17 protein-coding genes and 2 pseudogenes are annotated in these 17,201 nt (G+C 68.8%); 6 read left to right on the top strand and 13 right to left on the bottom strand.

The features are described from left to right. Positions 1-188 precede the first annotated feature (188 nt). The 4 genes and pseudogenes from JWS14_RS33800 to JWS14_RS33785 form a co-directional block, all read right to left on the bottom strand. On the bottom strand, positions 189-329 hold the full coding sequence (locus JWS14_RS33800; protein ID WP_206015204.1) for a hypothetical protein: 141 nt from the start codon (positions 327-329) through the stop codon (positions 189-191). A gap of 39 nt (positions 330-368) precedes the next feature. Beyond that, positions 369-683 carry a WXG100 family type VII secretion target gene (locus tag JWS14_RS33795; RefSeq protein WP_206015203.1) on the bottom strand — a complete coding sequence of 105 codons (315 nt, stop codon included), beginning with the start codon at positions 681-683 and terminating at the stop codon, positions 369-371. Positions 684-894: 211 nt separating this feature from the next. Beyond that, positions 895-1,038 (bottom strand): annotated as a pseudogene (locus JWS14_RS50295) (YbaB/EbfC family nucleoid-associated protein); the annotation flags it as partial. Between the two features lie 213 nt (positions 1,039-1,251). Further along, positions 1,252-2,628: an ATP-binding protein gene (locus tag JWS14_RS33785; protein ID WP_072945790.1), complete on the bottom strand. Its 1,377-nt coding sequence runs from the start codon at positions 2,626-2,628 to the stop codon at positions 1,252-1,254. A gap of 68 nt (positions 2,629-2,696) precedes the next feature. On the opposite strand from JWS14_RS33785, the gene JWS14_RS33780 reads away from it, so the two are divergent. Both JWS14_RS33780 and JWS14_RS33775 read left to right on the top strand, forming a co-directional pair. After that, positions 2,697-4,163: a PspC domain-containing protein gene (locus JWS14_RS33780; protein WP_206015202.1), complete on the top strand. Its 1,467-nt coding sequence runs from the start codon at positions 2,697-2,699 to the stop codon at positions 4,161-4,163. Continuing rightward, positions 4,156-4,383, top strand: coding sequence for a hypothetical protein (locus JWS14_RS33775; RefSeq protein ID WP_072945785.1), 228 nt, complete (start codon positions 4,156-4,158; stop codon positions 4,381-4,383). The genes JWS14_RS33780 and JWS14_RS33775 overlap by 8 nt, the downstream gene beginning before the upstream one ends. 61 nt (positions 4,384-4,444) lie before the next feature. Here JWS14_RS33775 and guaA read toward each other — a convergent pair whose 3' ends face one another. The 4 genes from guaA to guaB form a co-directional block, all read right to left on the bottom strand. Beyond that, positions 4,445-6,016 (bottom strand): glutamine-hydrolyzing GMP synthase, encoded by a 1,572-nt coding sequence (gene guaA, locus JWS14_RS33770; RefSeq protein ID WP_206015201.1) that lies wholly within the window; start codon positions 6,014-6,016, stop codon positions 4,445-4,447. Between the two features lie 64 nt (positions 6,017-6,080). Beyond that, on the bottom strand, positions 6,081-7,823 hold the full coding sequence (locus JWS14_RS33765) for a GMC family oxidoreductase N-terminal domain-containing protein (protein WP_206015200.1): 1,743 nt from the start codon (positions 7,821-7,823) through the stop codon (positions 6,081-6,083). A gap of 210 nt (positions 7,824-8,033) precedes the next feature. Next, positions 8,034-9,173, bottom strand: coding sequence for a GuaB3 family IMP dehydrogenase-related protein (locus tag JWS14_RS33760; protein WP_072945780.1), 1,140 nt, complete (start codon positions 9,171-9,173; stop codon positions 8,034-8,036). 33 nt (positions 9,174-9,206) lie between these two features. Beyond that, positions 9,207-10,730, bottom strand: coding sequence for an IMP dehydrogenase (gene guaB / locus JWS14_RS33755; RefSeq protein ID WP_005239781.1), 1,524 nt, complete (start codon positions 10,728-10,730; stop codon positions 9,207-9,209). 241 nt (positions 10,731-10,971) lie between these two features. On the opposite strand from guaB, the gene JWS14_RS33750 reads away from it, so the two are divergent. After that, complete coding sequence (locus JWS14_RS33750) at positions 10,972-11,376, top strand: DUF5319 domain-containing protein (protein WP_005239778.1); 405 nt, start codon at positions 10,972-10,974, stop codon at positions 11,374-11,376. A 100-nt stretch (positions 11,377-11,476) separates the two neighbouring features. Here the strand turns inward: JWS14_RS33750 and JWS14_RS33745 are convergent, their stop codons facing one another. The 5 genes and pseudogenes from JWS14_RS33745 to JWS14_RS50290 all read right to left on the bottom strand — a co-directional run. Then, positions 11,477-12,523 (bottom strand): anti-sigma-D factor RsdA, encoded by a 1,047-nt coding sequence (locus JWS14_RS33745; protein WP_206015199.1) that lies wholly within the window; start codon positions 12,521-12,523, stop codon positions 11,477-11,479. After that, positions 12,507-13,085 (bottom strand): sigma-70 family RNA polymerase sigma factor, encoded by a 579-nt coding sequence (locus tag JWS14_RS33740; RefSeq protein ID WP_072945778.1) that lies wholly within the window; start codon positions 13,083-13,085, stop codon positions 12,507-12,509. Before JWS14_RS33740 ends, JWS14_RS33745 begins: the two co-directional genes overlap by 17 nt. 160 nt (positions 13,086-13,245) lie before the next feature. Next, positions 13,246-14,079, bottom strand: coding sequence for a hypothetical protein (locus JWS14_RS33735; RefSeq protein ID WP_072945827.1), 834 nt, complete (start codon positions 14,077-14,079; stop codon positions 13,246-13,248). 34 nt (positions 14,080-14,113) lie between these two features. Beyond that, positions 14,114-14,794, bottom strand: a complete 681-nt coding sequence (locus JWS14_RS33730; RefSeq protein ID WP_241031701.1) for a transcriptional regulator — start codon at positions 14,792-14,794, stop codon at positions 14,114-14,116. A gap of 87 nt (positions 14,795-14,881) precedes the next feature. Further along, a pseudogene (locus tag JWS14_RS50290) lies at positions 14,882-15,067 on the bottom strand (MerR family transcriptional regulator); the annotation flags it as partial. Between the two features lie 306 nt (positions 15,068-15,373). Here JWS14_RS50290 and JWS14_RS33725 point away from each other — a divergent pair. The 3 genes from JWS14_RS33725 (at position 15,374) to JWS14_RS33715 (ending at position 17,187) form a co-directional block, all read left to right on the top strand. Beyond that, positions 15,374-15,667 (top strand): WhiB family transcriptional regulator, encoded by a 294-nt coding sequence (locus tag JWS14_RS33725; RefSeq protein ID WP_073359840.1) that lies wholly within the window; start codon positions 15,374-15,376, stop codon positions 15,665-15,667. A 130-nt stretch (positions 15,668-15,797) separates the two neighbouring features. Then, positions 15,798-16,466: a sigma-70 family RNA polymerase sigma factor gene (locus JWS14_RS33720; protein WP_072945776.1), complete on the top strand. Its 669-nt coding sequence runs from the start codon at positions 15,798-15,800 to the stop codon at positions 16,464-16,466. Position 16,467: 1 nt separating this feature from the next. Beyond that, the gene (locus JWS14_RS33715; protein ID WP_206015197.1) at positions 16,468-17,187 is read left to right on the top strand and encodes an anti-sigma factor; all 720 of its coding nucleotides are present in this window, start codon (positions 16,468-16,470) and stop codon (positions 17,185-17,187) included. Positions 17,188-17,201 lie beyond the last annotated feature (14 nt).

The raw sequence follows: 17,201 nt of genomic DNA, 5'->3' as shown, positions 1-17,201 counted from the left end.
CCGAACGTCGCATGGAATCGCGCCTGGAATCGGTCCGGTGGGCGAAAGAGACGACGATCCACGCCGGTACCGCGGCGAGCCCCGCAGTCCCCCCGGCCACACTCGACGACGGCGTCGCCGAACCTCGGTGTGCCCACGGTCTCCTCCTGCACGTAGGAGCCGAGCATGCCGTTCATGCTGAGTGCCGTTCAGTGCACTGGGTCGTCGGCCGACCAGTCCAGGGTGTCACCGAGTTCGTGGAACAACCCCGACAACTCACGCAACGCACCGTCCGCGCCGATCCACTCCTTCGCCATCGCGGTCTCGACGTCACCACTGACACCGGACAACGCCGACCGGATCGCGGCATCGGCCTCGTCGATGGCCCATCAGAACAGCCCGGCGAGGCTGGACGCGGTGCCGTGGTCGGTGTCGTCGAACGAGTCGGCGGTACTCCGGAGCTTCGACCCGACCGCTGCCAGCGCCGCGACGGCGAACCCCAGCGAGTGTTCGGCCGCGTCCGCGGACGGCAGATACCCGCTCGCGAACGTCGTCCCGGTCTCGTCGGCGCCCCAGCACTCGCCCTCACCGTCGAGGGTCGCGGTCAGGGTGGCGGCGACCTCGGCCATCCGCTGCGACAGGGCATCGAATCGGGGTGCGACGCCGCGCAGATGCGCCGGGTCCACCCACAGCTGCGCGCTCACTGCCAGCCGTCCCGCAGCAGCGGCCGATTCCACGACCCGTCGTCGGGGTCGGGAACGAGGTCCGGCAGATCCGGCAGGGTCTCGGTCGCGGACACGATCGATCCCATGATGCGCATCGACTCGGCGTGCGCGGCCTCGCCGGCGCGGCGGCGGCGTCGGTCATCGCGCGTCCCAGCGATTCGGGGGTGGAGCGCTGGAACGCGTCCGGTGCCAGGTGCACCTCGACCACCCCGCCGACCGAGTTCACCACCACCTGCACCAGCCCGTCGGCGGACTCACCCGTAACGCGCAGCTGTGCCACCTGTCGCTGAGCGGCATGCAGATCCTGCGTCTGCCGGTCGAGCGTGGCCAGCATCGAATCGATCTGACCCTGCAGTTCCTGCTCACGCACCCGCAGGCGTTCACGGTCGAACATGAATCCCCCCTTGACGTCTCGCGTCGCACCCCGCCGCAGCACGGTGTGACCGCACGACCCCCACAGTCGCGTCGCGGGCGAACACTACCCCTCACGAGGACAGCAGCGAGCAGGCGCTGCGCACGAGGGGAACCGACACGACGAAAGTAGTGCTCACGCGCCCTGACTGAACGGCACGTCCTCGACGCCGGTGTCCGCGCTGTCGGCGGCCCCCGCTCCCGCGCGCGTCCGGCCGTTCCGCGGCATGTGGATTCGCACCTCGGTGCCCTTGCCTGGCGTGGACCGCACGTCGACGTGCCCGCCTCGCCGTTCGATCCGCCCGCGAATCGACTTCGCCAGCCCCTGACGGTCCGGCGACACCTCGTCGACGTCGAATCCGACGCCGCGGTCCCGGACGAACACGCTGACCTGCTCGCGCTCGGACTCGGCGAACAGATTGATGTCGGTCTCCCCGGAATGCTTGGCCGCGTTGACCAGAGCCTCCCGCGTCGCGCCGAGCACCGCCGTGAAACTCTCCTTCGACAGTCCCTCGCCGGTGCCGTCGACATCGAGGGCCACGTCGCCGACCGTCACCGGCCGCACGGTGACGCCGTGGTGGTCCTCCACCTCGCCCGCGATGATGCGCAACGCCTCCGCCAGGCTCGAATGGTCGGTGTCTCCCCCACCGAACAACCACTTGCGCAGTTCCCGTTCCTGCCCCCGGGCGAGCCGCGCGACCTCCTGGGGATGGTCGGCCTGTTTCTGGATCAGCGCCAGGGTCTGCAGGACGGAGTCGTGCAGGTGTGACGCGATCTCCTCGCGCTCGTCGTTGCGGATCCTCGCGGCGCGCTCCGCCCCCAGCGCCCGCCACAGCCGCAACCACAGGGGCACGGTCAGCAGTCCGGCGCCGACCAGGGTGACCACCACGGCCAGCAACGACGAACGCAGCGCGGCGAAGTCGACCTGCGCGAGGATCACCACGCCGAGACCCGACACGATCAGTGTCACGCCACCGAGGACCCGCGCCCAGGTGAGGACGGTGGGGCGCTGCGGCAGCCCGATGACGGTGCGCGGCCCCTCCGAATCGAATTCGCGCCACACCAGGGCCGCGCCGACCGCCACCACGATGATCGGTGCGATCACCGAACCGACCCGGCCGCTGAACAACCACGACAACGCGGACGCACCGGCCAGACCGATCGCGATCAGCCCGTACGCTCTGCGCCGCTCGGACGCACTGGGCTTCTCCGTGTCCGAACCCGCGGCCGTGAAGATCCACAACAGCCCGTAGCCGACGATGCCCGCGCCGGCGAGCGCGGCGAGACAGGCGAACGCGACCCGCACCTTCATCACGTCGACATCCAGCTGGTCGGCGATACCACCTGCGACGCCGCCGACGATGCGGCCACCGGTCCGGCGTTCGAGCCGCGGCATGGGGAGACCGCCGGGCGGTACCGGCGCGGTGACGGCGCCCGCGTACTGGGCGCCGCCCGCGGACGTGTTCACAGGTTGCACACCTTCGATACTGGCACGATCCCCGGGCCGCGGCATCAGGGTCCGACCCTGACTTGGGGCCGCGTTCCGGCCCACCCCGACCGGAAAGATCAGGGTACTTCCCGATGTACGCGCGATGCGGCGACCGGAACGATGGTGGTATGAGCAATGGGAGCTTCCAAGAGCAGATACAGGATCTGTGGCGGACCCGACCGGTGCGGTTGCCCGGCCGTGGCCACGTCGCCGGTGTCTGTGCGGGAATCGGCTACCGCTACGGCGTCGATCCCGTACTGATACGAGTCGCGTTCGTCGTGTCCACCATTTTCGGCGGCGCCGGCGTGCTCCTCTACCTGGCGTGCTGGCTCGCCCTCACGAAGTCGGGCGACCCGGCCTCCCCCGCGGAGTCGTTGATGGGACGCGGTCACAGCTCCGACTCGGGCACCAAAACCATCGTCCTTCTCGTCGCACTGGCGATCGCGGTGAGCACCGTCGGCCCCTTCGGCGTCGGCCTCGGCGGCTCCGGGCTGATCAGCATGGCGCTGATGCTCGGCGGCCTGTGGCTGCTGTACCAGCGGCAGCCGATCCCCCCGCCGTCGCCCGTCGGAGCCGTCGCCCCCGGTGTCGGCACCGGCTATCCCGGGACGAGTTTCTCGCCCGGACAGTTCGGCGCCAACCCGTTCGGCCCGGGCACGTACGGTTCGGGTGCGTACGGTCCGTACACGAAGCTTCCCGACTCCTACACGCCGAGCACGCCTCCCACCACGGGGCAGCCGGCGGACGCGACCGGCGAGGCCCCCACCGAGGCACTGAAACCCGAAACCGCTGCCGCCCAGACCGATCCGGTGTCGTTCGAGAAGTCCCCGACCGCCGGTCCGCGGGTCGACGCACCGTCGGCGCCGTTCGCGCCGCTCGAACCGCGTCCCCCCGCATGGGACCCGCTCGGTGTCGCTCCGTTCGCGTGGGACCTGCCCGAGCCGGCCAGAACCAGCACTCCCGCAGTGCAACCGGAGCGCACGCATTCCCGCCTGACCACCATGGTGATCGGACTGGCCATCCTCGCAGCCGCGGCAGCGACGGCGCTGGCGGTCGCCACCGGATCCGACTGGCTGAATCCCGGTCGCATCGGCGCGGTCGCGCTCGCCGTCATCGGAGTGGGGCTGCTGATCGGCGGCTTCCTGCGCAAGGGCTACGGGCTTCTCGTCGTCGCAGGCCCGCTGATCGGTTTCGTGATCCTCGCCTCGCTCGTCGGGTCACTCGACCTGAACAGCGAGAACATGGGCGACCGGACCTGGGTGCCCCTGACGGCCGCCGACATCGAACCCGCCTACTCCGGTGGGTTCGGCAGCTTCACGCTCGACCTCCGGAACGTCACGCTCACCGAGGACAAGACGGTCGACGTCAGCGGTCAGTTCGGTGAGGTCGTGGTGCTCCTGCCGCCCGGCATGAACGTCGAGAACCACTGCACCGCACAGTTCGGCGACGCACAGTGTCTCCCAGACGGTCTCGACGGCGGTGCCGACGGAACGGACGGTCACGTCCTGACCCTCAATGCAGATGTCCGGTTCGGAAGTATGGAGGTGCGCCGTGGATGACGTCGACGACACTCAGGACGGCGAGCAGACCCGGACGCGCAAGCGCCCGTCACCGCTCCTGCTCCTCGCGGGGGTGGCAGCACTGCTGGTGAGTGGATGGGCGCTCGCGGGGCCGTTCTCGCTGGAGCCGCTCGCGAACGTCGAATTCCGCTGGCTGTTCGTGGTGGTCGCGGTGCTGGTCGGCGTGGTACTCGTGTTCGCACCCAACCGGCGACGATAGGCGCTGACGCGCACTGTGCGCGGTGAGCGAGTCAGGCGACTCGCCCACCGCGCACAGTGCGTCACTCCCACTCGATGGTGCCCGGCGGCTTGCTCGTGATGTCCAGCACGACCCGGTTGACGTCGTGAACCTCGTTGGTGATCCGGGTGGAGATCCGCTCGAGAACGTCGTAGGGCAGTCGCGTCCAGTCCGCGGTCATCGCGTCCTCGCTGGACACAGGGCGGAGCACGATCGGGTGCCCGTAGGTGCGTCCGTCGCCCTGGACGCCGACGCTGCGGACGTCGGCGAGCAGCACCACCGGGCACTGCCAGATCTGGCCGTCGAGCCCGGCGGCCGTCAACTCTTCGCGCGCAATGGAATCCGCGTGACGCAGCAGGTCGAGCCGCTCCTGGGTGACCTCGCCGATGATGCGGATGCCGAGCCCGGGGCCGGGGAACGGCTGGCGTCCCACGATCTCCTCCGGCAGGCCCAGCTCGCGCCCCACCGCGCGGACCTCGTCCTTGAACAGCAGGCGCAGCGGTTCCACGAGCGTGAACTGCAGGTCTTCGGGCAGGCCGCCGACGTTGTGGTGGCTCTTGATGTTGGCCGTGCCGGTGCCGCCGCCGGATTCCACGACGTCGGGGTACAGCGTGCCCTGCACGAGGAATTCGACCGTGTCGCCGTGCGCGGCATTCTCACCGAGCACGTCGCTGACGGCACCCTCGAAGCTGCGGATGAACTCGCGGCCGATGATCTTGCGCTTGGTCTCCGGATCGGACACCCCGGCCAGTTCACCGATGAAGGTGTCGGCCGCGTCGACCGTGATGAGCCGGGCGCCGGTGGCGGCGACGAAATCCTGCTCGACCTGCGCACGCTCCCCGGCCCGCATCAGGCCGTGGTCGACGAACACACACGTCAGGTTGTCGCCGATCGCGCGCTGCACGAGCGCCGCCGCGACAGCGGAGTCCACACCGCCCGAGAGTCCGCAGATCGCCTTGCCGTCGCCGACCTGCTCGCGGACCTGCTCGACGAGGGCGTCGGCGATGTTCGCGGCCGTCCAGGCGGGGGGAATGCCGGCGATCTCGTGGAGGAACCGGCTGAGCACCTGCTGGCCGTGCGGCGAGTGCAGAACCTCCGGGTGGTACTGCACGCCGGCGAGCCTGCGGGCCCGGTCCTCGAATGCGGCGACGGGTGCGCCCTCGCTGGTGGCCGTCACCTCGAAGCCTTCGGGGGCCTCGGTGACCGCGTCGCCGTGACTCATCCACACGGGCTGATTGGACGGCAGCCCCTCGTGCAGCAGACCGCCCTGCACCTTCAGGTCGGTGCGGCCGTACTCACGAGTGCCGGTGTGGGCGACCGTCCCGCCCAGCGCACCGGCCATGGCCTGGAATCCGTAGCAGATGCCGAACACCGGAACGTCCAGATCGAACAGGGCCGGATCGAGCTGCGGCGCCCCGTCGGCGTAGACGCTCGACGGCCCGCCGGACAGCACCACGGCGAGCGGATTCTTGGCCGCGATCTCCTCGACGGTCGCGGTGTGCGGGACCACCTCGGAATAGACCTTGGCCTCACGCACCCGCCGGGCGATCAGCTGCGCGTACTGCGCGCCGAAGTCGACGACGAGGACCGGTCTCTGTTGCTCGATATCTGCCACCGGATCAGTCTAATCGGCGCAGCTCTGTGGTCTGCGCGACCCCACGACCCGGCCCTCGCCGGCGCTATGCAACGCCGTGCTTCCGGGTGTCGGGCAGCACCGAGCCGTTTCGGATCTCGACGATCGGCAGCACCAGCGCGGCGGGCGCGCCTTCCGGGACGACCGGCTTGATCGGCGCGACCGGGTTCAGGCGCCGGTATCCCTCCCCCTGCGCCGGACGCAGATCCACTTCACCCTTGTTCGGCCACAGCGACGCCGCACGCTCGGCCTGCGCCGAGATCGTCAGCGACGGGTTGACGCCCAGGTTCGCGGACACGGCCGAACCGTCGACCACGCTCAGCGTCGGGTAACCCCACACCCGGTGGTACGGGTCGATGACGCCGTTCGACGGTTCCGACGCGATCGTGCAGCCGCCGAGGAAGTGCGCAGTGAGCGGGATGTTGAACACGTCGCCCCAGGTGCCGCCTGCGCGACCGTCGATCTTCTCCGCGATCCGCCGGGTCGCCTCGTTGCCGGCCGGGATCCAGCTGGGGTTCGGCTGACCGTGTCCCTGCTTGCTGGTGACCTTGCGCCGGCCGAACAGGCCCTTCTTCGTGTACGTGGTGATGGAGTTGTCGAGGTTCTGCATGACCAGCGCGATGATGGTGCGCTCGCTCCATTTGTACGGGGTGAGGACCTTCAGTGCCGTCGGATCGTTCGCGAGTTCCCTGAGGAACGTCATCCACCGCCTGCCGCCGCCGTCGGTCAGCAGCGTCTGCAGCATCGCCATCGAGTTCGACCCCTTGCCGTAGCGCACCGGCTCCACGTGGGTGTCGGGCGTCGGGTGGAACGACGACGTGATCGCGACGCCCTTCGTGAGCTCGAGCGCGGGGTCCACCTTGTTCTTGGCGGCGCCGAGGATCGACTCCGAGTTGGTGCGGGTGAGCACACCCAGCCGGTCGGAGATCTTCGGCAGCGCGCCCGACTCCTTCTGGTCGAACAGCAGATGCTGCGTGCCCCACGTGCCGGCGGCCAGGACGACGTTCGCCGCGGTGTACGTTTTGCGGTTCCGGTTCTTCCGCGGCCCGCTGCGCCGGGTGAACACGTCCCAGGTGCCGTCGGACGCCTCGCGCAGCCCCTTGACCGTTGTCATCGGGATGATCTCCGCGCCGGCCTTCTCCGCGAGGCCCAGGTAGTTCTTGAGCAGGGTGTTCTTGGCGCCGTGCCGGCATCCGGTCATGCATTCGCCGCATTCGATGCATCCGGTGCGGTCGGGGCCGACGCCGCCGAAGTACGGGTCCGGCACGGTCTTGCCCGCTTCTCCGAAGAAGACGCCGACCGGGGTCTGGACGAACGTGTCGCCCACGCCCATGTCTTCGGCGACCGACTTGATGATCTCGTCCGCGGGGGTCATGTGCGGATTCTGGACGACGCCGAGCATCTTGCGGGCCTGCTCGTAGTGCGGCGTGAGCTCGTCGTGCCAGTCCGTGATGTGCGACCACTGCTTGTCCTGGAAGAAGGAGGCAGGCGGTTTGTAGAGGGTGTTCGCGTAGTTGAGTGACCCGCCGCCGACGCCGGCGCCGGCGAGGATGAGGCAGTCGCGGAGCAAGTGGACGCGCTGGATGCCGAAGAACCCGAGGGCGGGCGCCCAGAGGAACTTCCTGAGATCCCAGCTGGTCTTCGCGAAGTCCGCGTCGGCGTAGCGACGGCCCGCCTCGAGGATGCCGACCTTGTACCCCTTCTCGACCAACCGGAGCGCGGTGACACTGCCACCGAATCCGGAACCGACGATGAGGACGTCGTAATCCGTTGTGCGCTGCTTGCTCATCACTCGACCTCCAACGAACCTGAGTTTATTACTCGCCAGTATGCACCCGGCGGTTGTGACAGCTGCCACAAGGGTTACCTTAACTGTAACGAGAGGTATCAGGAACGGTCGCGATACCCGCAAACGCACGTCGCCCGATGCCGCACCGGCGCAGTTGAACTGCACCGATGCGACATCGGGCGACGAGAGAAGCAGTGACGGACGTACGCCTCAGGCGCGGACCGTCAGGCCTACTTTCTGGAATTCCTTCAGATCGGAGTACCCCGCCTTCGCCATCGAGCGGCGCAGTCCACCGACCAGGTTCAGGGAACCGAACGGGTCGTCCGACGGGCCGGTGAGGACCCGGTCCAGCGACGGCCGGTCACCGAACGAGACCGGCAGCATCGTGCCGCGCGGCACCGACGGGTGCGCGGCGGCCGACGGCCAGTACCAGCCGCCGCCGGGAGCCTCCGCGGCAACGGCCAGCGGTGCGCCCAGGACCGCGGCGTCCGCGCCACAGGCGATCGCCTTCGCGAGGTCGCCCGAAGACGTGATGTCGCCGTCCGCGATGACGTGGACGTAGCGTCCACCCGTCTCGTCGAGGTAGTCGCGGCGGGCGGCCGCGGCGTCCGCGATGGCCGTCGCCATCGGGAGACCGATGCCGAGGACCTCACCGGTGGTCGTGGCGCCCTCGGTGGAGCCGTACCCGACGATCACCCCGGCCGCGCCCGTGCGCATCAGGTGCAGAGCGGTGCGGTGATCGCTCACCCCACCGGCCACGACGGGAACGTCCAGTTCGGAGATGAACGTCTTCAGGTTCAGCGGTTCGCTGTCGCCGTGGGCGACGTGTTCGGCGGAGATGATCGTGCCGTGCACGACCAGCAGGTCGATGCCCGCCTCCAGCAGTTGCGGGGTCAGCGCCCGCGCGTTCTGCGGACTCACCCGCACGGCGGTCGTGACACCCGCGTCGCGGACCTGCGCCACGGCAGCGGCCAGGAGCCCCGGCTGCAACGGTGCCGCGTGCAGTTCCTGCAGCTTCTTGATCGGCGCCTCGACGTCGACGTCCGACTCCGCCAGCGCGACGAGTTCCGCGAGCTTCGCCTCGACGTCCGCGTGCCGGCCCCACAGCCCCTCACCGTTGATGACGCCGAGGCCACCGCGCTTGCCGAGTTCGATCGCGAACGACGGCGACACGAGCGCGTCGGTCGGATGCGCCAGCACCGGGATGTCGAACCGGTACGCGTCGAGCTGCCAGGACGTCGACACCTCCTTGGAGGAGCGGGTCCGGCGGGAGGGGACGATGTCGATGTCGTCCAGCTCATAGGTTCGTCGGGCTGTTCGGCCCATGCCGATCTCAACGAGGTCGCGCACGCGCGCCCCTTTCTCGTGAATCGTGACTGGTTGCTAGCGAGCGGTGTAGTTGGGAGCTTCGACCGTCATCGTGATGTCGTGCGGGTGGCTCTCCTTCAGGCCCGCAGCGGTGATCTGCACGAACTGCGCGTTCTGCAGTTCCTCGATCGACGACGCTCCCGTGTAGCCCATGGCGGCCCGCAGACCACCGGTGAGCTGATGTGTGACCTGGGACAGCGGACCGCGGAACGCGACCCGGCCCTCGATGCCCTCCGGGACCAGCTTGTCCTCGGACAGCACGTCGTCCTGGAAGTAGCGGTCCTTCGAATACGACTTGGCGGCCCCACGACTCTGCATCGCGCCGAGCGACCCCATGCCGCGGTAGCTCTTGTACTGCTTGCCGTTCACCAGGATCAGCTCACCGGGCGACTCCGCGGTGCCTGCGAGCAGCGAACCGAGCATCGCCGTCGACGCGCCAGCCGCGAGGGCCTTCGCGATGTCGCCGGAGAACTGCAGCCCACCGTCGGCGATCACCGGCACACCGTGCGGCTTGGCCGCGGCGACCGCTTCGAGGATCGCGGTGATCTGCGGGGCGCCGACACCGGCGATGACGCGGGTGGTGCAGATGGAGCCGGGGCCGACACCGACCTTGACCGCGTCCACACCGGCCTCGATGAGGGCGGCCGCACCACTGCGGGTGGCGACGTTGCCGCCGATGATCTGCACGCGCTCGTCGACCTCGGCCTTGAGCTTGGAGATCATGTCCAGCACACCGGCCGAATGACCGTGGGCGCTGTCGACGACGAGCACGTCGACCCCGGCGTCGGTGAGAGCCATTGCGCGGCTCCACGCCTCGTCGCCCACACCCACGGCGGCACCGACCAGGAGCCGGCCGTCGCGGTCCTTGGTGGCGTCCGGGTGCTGCTCGGTCTTCACGAAGTCCTTGACCGTGATGAGCCCGGTGAGCTTGCCCTGGCCGTCCACGATCGGCAGCTTCTCGATCTTGTGGCGGCGCAGCAGTCCCAGCGCCACCTCGGCGGTGACACCCTCCTGGGCGGTGATCAGCGGCGCCTTCGTCATGACCTCGGACACGGCGCGGTTCTGGTCGACCTCGAAACGCATGTCGCGGTTGGTGATGATGCCGACGAGCTGTCCGGCCGCGTCGGTGACCGGGAGTCCGGAGATCCGGAACCGCGCACACTTGGCGTCGACCTCGGCGAGGGTGTCGGACGGCTTGCAGGTGACCGGGTCGGTGACCATTCCGGCCTCGGACCGCTTGACCGTCTCCACCTGCCCGGCCTGCGCCTCGACGGACAGGTTGCGGTGCAGCACGCCCATGCCGCCTGCACGGGCCATGGCGATGGCCATCCGCGCCTCGGTGACGGTGTCCATCGCGGAGCTGACGAGCGGCACCCGCAGCCGGATGTCCCTGGTCAGCTGGCTGGACGTGTCGACCTGGCCGGGGATGACATTCGACGCCGCCGGCAAGAGCAGGACGTCGTCGTACGTGAGACCCAGCATCGCGACCTTGTTCGGGTCGTCACCGCCGGTGTGTACATGCCCTGCTGAACTTGTCATGCGGTTCGGGCCCTCCATGGAACATAGGTGCAGCGCCGGTGGCGCCGTCTGCGGACATTCAGATCTTCGATCTGGTGAAACTTGCGCGAACACGGATACAGGGAAAGGCCGGAGCGACGATCGATATTCCCAGCTCCGCACACCATGATATCGGCTCGACGTGATCGCCACGGAGCCCACCCACGCTGGGCGTACGCCGAACGGCTGGCGCAGACCGGGCTGACCTGCGTACCGTGGTGCTGTGCGCGATCAACTGCCTCCAGGTCTGCCCCCGGACCCCTTCGCCGGCGACCCCGCCGACCCGTCCGCAGCTCTCGATGCGATCGAACCGGGCCAGCCACTCGACCCCCATGAGCGTCTCGCCGTGGAGGAAGATCTGGCCGACCTCGCCGTGTACGAGGCGCTGCTGGCGCATCGTGGGATCCGCGGTCTCGTCGTCTGCTGCGAAGACTGCCAGCAAGATCACTACCACGATTGGGACATGCTCCGTGCCAACCTCCTCCAGCTCCTGGTCGACGGCACCGTGCGCCCGCACGAGCCCGCCTACGACCCGACACCCGAGGCATATGTCACATGGGACTACTGCCGCGGCTACGCGGACGCCTCGATGAACGACGCTTTGCACGGAGACGGCTTCGACGCCTGATCCGGCACAACCCGATCCAAACCCTGTACTGACAGACGACTGTGGCCCGACACGCGAAGTGTCGGGCCACAGTCGTCTGTGCGGGTGGGCCGCCTAACCGCTAGCTGGTGGGCGGCAGCACCGGGACCGGGGTCGTCGTGGTGGGCAGCGGCACCGTCGAGGGCTGCTGAGACGGCTGCTGCTGAGTGGGCGGCTGCGTGGTCGGATTGTCCGGCGGCAGTATCGGCAACTGCATGATTGTCGGATCCGGGCTCGTGGACGGCATCGTCTCAGGCGGAAGCGGAAGCTGCGGCGGCGGCGGCGGCGGCAAGGTGGGCAGCTGCGGCAGCGGAATGGGCGGCAGTCCCGGAATCTGCAGATCCGTCGGCAGGGTTCCCGGCAACTGCCCGACTCCCGGCACCGTCGTGGAACCGGATGTCCCCGGCACGGTGGCAGGCAACTCGGTGGCCTGCGTCGGCGCGCCGGTTGTGGTGGTTCCCGGCGCCGTCGTCGCCGGCGGCGTGGTGGGAGCGATCTTCTCGACCTCCGCGGCCAGCTTCGCCCGCCACACGTCGAGTTCGTTGCGCATGTCGGCGTCGCGTACCCCGCCGGCACGGTCGGCGGCGCCGTCGAGCAGGTTCTTCGCCGACTCCGCGTCGCCCGCGGCGATCAGCCGTTCGGCCTCCTGCAGCTGGGACGTGGTGTCGATCTGCGCGACGGTCGAATCGGCCTGCTGGCTGAACACGACCGACTTGACGCTCCACAGCGGATCGCCGGGTTCGGCGTTGTACGAGAAGATGGTGGCGCCGCCCATGACGACCGCGATCGCGGCGGCAGCGCCTGCGATGGGTCGCAACAGCCGGAGCTTGCCGCGGGCGGCGCTGCGTGCGGAACGGGCGTTGTCCGAGGCGTCGATCGCCGCGATCACGTCGTCGAGCAGCGGCCCGGTCGGCATCGGCGTCGACACGATGTCGGCACGCCAATTGGTCAGCAGAAGCGCGAGCTCGTATTGCTCCGGCGAATCCGTTGCGACGGGACCGCCACCGGCGATCGCGTCGATCAATGCGTCGTCGCGGCGCACTGCCGCGACGTCCACCGGTGCGTCGTCTCCTGGGAGATCGGCATCGGGATTGCCGTTGCGCTTCATGCCCCTAGCCAAACCTCTCACCTGCCTTTGTCACTTCTTTTTTCAGTTTCGCGATGGCTCGGTGTTGAGCCACGCGGACAGCTCCCGCGGTACTACCCACGGCCGCGGCCGTCTCCTCGGCTGACATACCGACCACGAGCCGGAGGATCAAGATCTCCCGGTGCTTCTCCGGCAGCGTGCTCAGCAGTTCGTTCATCTGCCTGCTCGCTTCCGAGTCCAGCGCCCGCTGTTCGGGTCCGTCATCGTTGGCGACGACATCAGGTACTTCGGCGACGGGCTCCGACTTGTTACGTGCGGAGTTCCGATGCGCGTCGGCGACCTTGTGCGCGGCGATCCCGTAGACGAATGCCATGAACGGCCGGCCCTGATCCTCGTAGCGAGGTAGGGCCGTCATCACGGCGAGGCACACTTCTTGTGCCACGTCGTCCGCAGAGAGTTGTCCCCTCTCCGCAGCACCGACCCTGGCTCTGCAGTAACGCACAACCAAGGGCCGAATGTTTTCCAGGACCAGAGCTAAAGCGGCCCGGTCACCCTGCGTTGCAGCGGCGACGGCGGAGTCCAACTCCTCGCTCGTGTTAGTCATCGTTGCTGAATATCCTGGCGTTACAGTGGCACCTCCCCCGATGGGTGTGCTCCCGCTCTCAGCGGAACACTCCAAGAGTAACGGTGCGGACCGAACGGTATTCGCCCGGATTCGCACCGATTCGTGAACAACACGGGCCCACGGGGCCCGATCAGCGGTGTCAGATTCGGAAGCGCCCACCTCGCGCCCTGATGAGCGCTTCGCACTCCTCGGACACCGCCTCCGCACGTGAGTCGGACGTCACACCACTCAGCAACATCGCAGCCGCCCACTTCAGGGGTATCAGGCCGTACCGATCGCAGCGGTCGAGCACATCCGCGGCGAGCCGCGCCGCCGGACCGGAATCGGACTCCCCCGTCATCGACGCACTCCGCAGCAGGTCCGATTTGACGTGGTGCCGGACCGATCCGGCGGCCTCCGAAATTTCTGCCGCGGCCTCGGCGTGGCGGCGCGCCGCGGTGAAGTCCCCGTCCGCGAGGAACAACTCCGCGCTCACCCAGTGCCTCCGGACGTGCTGCCGCCACAGTTCGCCGTGGGCGTGCACGTCCAGGTGCTCGGCGCACCGATCGAGCAGCCGCCTGCCCAGTGCGAGCCGGCCGCACCCCAGCGCGTCGGCGGCGAGTCCCGTCATTGCGTCGCACCGCGCCTCCACGGCGAGAACACCGTCCGACGCTCCGGGACCCGTCCCGACGACGGCCAGGGCCCGGCCATCGAATCCGGACGACACGGCGTGCCAGCCGAGCTGTCTCAGCAGCGACGCCTGCGTGCTCCAGGCGAGCGAGACGACCGCGGGTTCGGCAACCCCGCCGCGCGTCAGGGCGTCCAGTTCGGCGCGGGATCGGCTGTAGTACCCGCGGGCACCCCAGGCCACCGCCCGCATCCAGCGTTCGACGGGAACGTCCGACTCCGGCAGGGGGCTCACGCCCGGATCGGCGCCGAACGCCGCGCGGATCAGTGGATTCGTGACTGCGGAACGGAGAGAGGAGTCGGGCACGCCGAGATCATCGCATCGCCCGCCCTCGCACCGGTCAGGTGACCGCAGCGACGGCGCCCACGGCCGCATCCAGCGCTCCCAGCACCGTGATCGTCCGTGGTAGCGACTGTGTCCGGCAGCCGGGACCGCCCGCCAGCACCGTCAGCCCGGTGCGCCTGCGGCGGATCGCCCGCAGCAGGGAAGGTACGTCGCATCCGGCGGCGGGCAACCAGAGGACGATCACGTCCGGTTCGGCGTTGGTCACGGCGGCGAGCAACGCCGACCGGCACAGTGGCAGCGCGATCCGCGTGTCCACCGACGCCGTGGCCAGGGCGGCGCCCAGGGCCCGGAATTCGAGACCGTACGGGTCCGCGGGAACCGCGTCCGGCGTGTCCGCGGGCACCTGCACGAGCAGGACCCGGCCACCGCCGCCGATCGGTGCATCCAGGGTCATCGTGGACAGAATCCCCGCGACACATTCGGCGAAGACACGGACGCTCACAGCGGCAGCGTCGGAATTCCTGCCGTCGTCCGCCCATTCGAGCACCGGAGCGACCACCGTCGTCCACATGGAGCTGAATCCTCGCTCCGCGACCGCCCGCACGACGATCCGGCGGATGGTCACGACGTCTCGCGCCAGCAACGCACCCGACAAATTGCGGACGGCGGCCTCCGCGTCGGCGAGGCCGGAAAAGGACGACAAAAGGTTCGACGAGCCTGTTTTCGTCCCGTTCACCGAGTTGTCATCCAGATTTTCGCCGCCCGGCCGGCGGCCGCTTTCTGACGAATATGTAGCCATTGCGTTAATCGCATATCTCGCGGCCTCCGCGGAGTTTGCACCACCGTCCAGAGCCTGTTGCATGCATTCGAGCCGGGCGACGTCGCGCGACGTGTATCGCCGGTGACTTCCCTGCGGGTGGACGGAGGGGCCGATGCCGTAGCGGCGGTCCCACGTGCGAAGCGTCGACGGTGCCACCCCGAGCCTTCTGGCCAGCGCGGATACCGACATCGTGGGTCCCTCGTCCGGAGATCCGGAGGGGGTCTGCGTTTCAGGCTCCGCGGGCTGGGGCACCCGCACATCGTTACCCGTACCCCAAGGTCTTTCAACCCGAAACGGAAACACGGAAACGCGGGAAAGTAAATATTTTCCAGGTTAACTTTCAGCTCGTGGGATATGTAAATCCCCACTGTGAACAACTATTGACGCGATTTCCGAACCGACTCTACGGTTAGCAACGTGAATGATTCAGCGGCTTGAACGTCGAGCCCACGGTCCACTCGCCGCCCGAGGCGAGCTTGCAGCTAAGGAGTCCACATGCCTGCACCCAACCACCTTCCCGGCCCGAACGCGGATATCTGGGATTGGCAGATGCACGGACTGTGCCGCGGAGTCGACTCCTCGATGTTCTTCCATCCCGACGGGGAGCGCGGCCGTGCCCGCGCACAGCGGGAAACCCGTGCGAAGGAAATGTGCAGACGCTGCCCGGTCCTCGCCCAGTGCCGCAGTCATGCGCTGAGCGTGTCCGAGCCGTACGGGATCTGGGGTGGAATGTCCGAAACGGAACGCGAGATGCACGCCCGGCACAGACGCGGCCGGATCGCCGTTTGACCGCTCGCCCACACTCACCGAGGGCCCCTCGCCGCCGTGCGAGGGTTCCTCGCGTCACTTCGATCCCCTCGCCACCCATCCACGGCGACTCGGTCTCCGAATGCCTACCGGCTGGAGGAGATGAGCGGACATGCACGCTACCGTGGTTCTCGATGAAGCGAGACGAGCGCTGGTGACGAACCACGAGGGCAAAACCCCGGCAGACGACGTGTGCTCGGCGGACGCGGCCGGGGCACACAGCGCCCGGGCCACCGAATCCGCGGAGCTCCACGACACCATGGCCCGCGTGGCGAACGGGGACGCCGACGCATTCGCCGAACTCTACGACCGGACGAGCGCCCGAGTCCACGGCATGGTCCTGCGGGTGCTGCGCGACCCCGGGTATGCGGAGGAGACGACGCAGGAAGTCTTCCTCCAGGCCTGGCGCACCGCGTCGAACTTCGACCCGGCAAAGGGTTCCGTCATGTCGTGGCTGATGACACTCGCGCACCGCCGGGCCGTCGACCGCGTGCGCTCGGAGCAGGCAGGCACCGACCGCGAATCCCTCTACGAGACCACCAACATCGCGGGGCCGTTCGACCACGTCACCGAGGAGGTGACTCGCCGGCTCGAGCATCAATCGGTGCTCGTCTGCCTCGACTCGCTCACGGACATGCAGCGTGAGTCCGTTGCGATGGCGTATTACGACGGCCGCACCTACCGGGAGGTCGCCTCCCAGCTGGGGGTCGCGCTGTCGACGGTGAAGACGCGCATCCGTGACGGATTGACGCGTCTTCGCGGCTGCCTGGGAGGTCTGTGACATGAACGACGAACTCGTGGGCATGGCCTACCCGTACGCACTCGACGCACTCGACGACACCGAGCGCCGCGAACTCGACACCGATCTCGCAGGCACCGACGAGGACACCCGCTCCACGTTCACCGACGAGGTCCGGCGGATCCGCGAAGCGTTCGCGGTGGTGAGCGCGGTGGGCGCCGTCGAACCGCCGCCACGGGTGCGGATCCGGGTCCTCGATGAGATCAGGCGTCCCGCGCCCGCGCCGACGTCGCTCGCCGAGCGTCGCTCCCGCAGGCGGCGCTGGCAGATCGCCGTCGCCGCCGCCGCGGCCGTCGGGGTGCTCGCCGGCGGAACGGTGATCGTCCGGCAGCTCACGGAAGGCCCGGCGCCCACAGTCTCGGAACAGGTGCTCGACGCCGCCGACATGCACTCGTCGACGAGTCCGATCGCGGCAGGCGGGTCCGCGACCGCCAGCTACTCGAAGTCGCAGGACGCCGTGGTGTTCGTGATGGACGGTGTCGCCCCGCCCAGCGCGGACACCGTGTATCAGCTGTGGTTGATGCCCGAATCCGGGGACGCCCCGGTGCCCGCCGGAACCATGTCGGCCGGCGACATGCAGCCGACCACGACGATCGTCCTCGACGACGTGGGGTCGATGTCGAAGCTGGCCGTCACCGTCGAACCGCCCGGAGGGTCACCCCAGCCGACGTCGGAGCCGTTCGCGGTGCTGCAACTGAGCTGATCCGGCCGCCGCCG

Origin of the sequence: Rhodococcus koreensis (genome assembly GCF_017068375.1) — a bacterium.
Classification (GTDB): domain Bacteria; phylum Actinomycetota; class Actinomycetes; order Mycobacteriales; family Mycobacteriaceae; genus Rhodococcus_F; species Rhodococcus_F koreensis.
This window is presented reverse-complemented; position numbering and strand designations above follow the sequence as displayed.

What these genes read in the sequence shown, in the direction of transcription:
- JWS14_RS33725 (WP_073359840.1), top strand. Translation starts at nt 15,374, where the DNA reads ATGCCTGCACCCAACCACCTTCCCGGCCCGAACGCGGATATCTGGGAT.
- JWS14_RS33780 (WP_206015202.1), top strand. Translation starts at nt 2,697, where the DNA reads ATGTACGCGCGATGCGGCGACCGGAACGATGGTGGTATGAGCAATGGG.
- JWS14_RS33715 (WP_206015197.1), top strand. Translation starts at nt 16,468, where the DNA reads ATGAACGACGAACTCGTGGGCATGGCCTACCCGTACGCACTCGACGCA.
- JWS14_RS33720 (WP_072945776.1), top strand. Translation starts at nt 15,798, where the DNA reads ATGCACGCTACCGTGGTTCTCGATGAAGCGAGACGAGCGCTGGTGACG.
- JWS14_RS33785 (WP_072945790.1), bottom strand. Translation starts at nt 2,628, where the DNA reads ATGCCGCGGCCCGGGGATCGTGCCAGTATCGAAGGTGTGCAACCTGTG.
- guaB (WP_005239781.1), bottom strand. Translation starts at nt 10,730, where the DNA reads ATGACAAGTTCAGCAGGGCATGTACACACCGGCGGTGACGACCCGAAC.
- JWS14_RS33740 (WP_072945778.1), bottom strand. Translation starts at nt 13,085, where the DNA reads ATGACTAACACGAGCGAGGAGTTGGACTCCGCCGTCGCCGCTGCAACG.
- JWS14_RS33765 (WP_206015200.1), bottom strand. Translation starts at nt 7,823, where the DNA reads ATGAGCAAGCAGCGCACAACGGATTACGACGTCCTCATCGTCGGTTCC.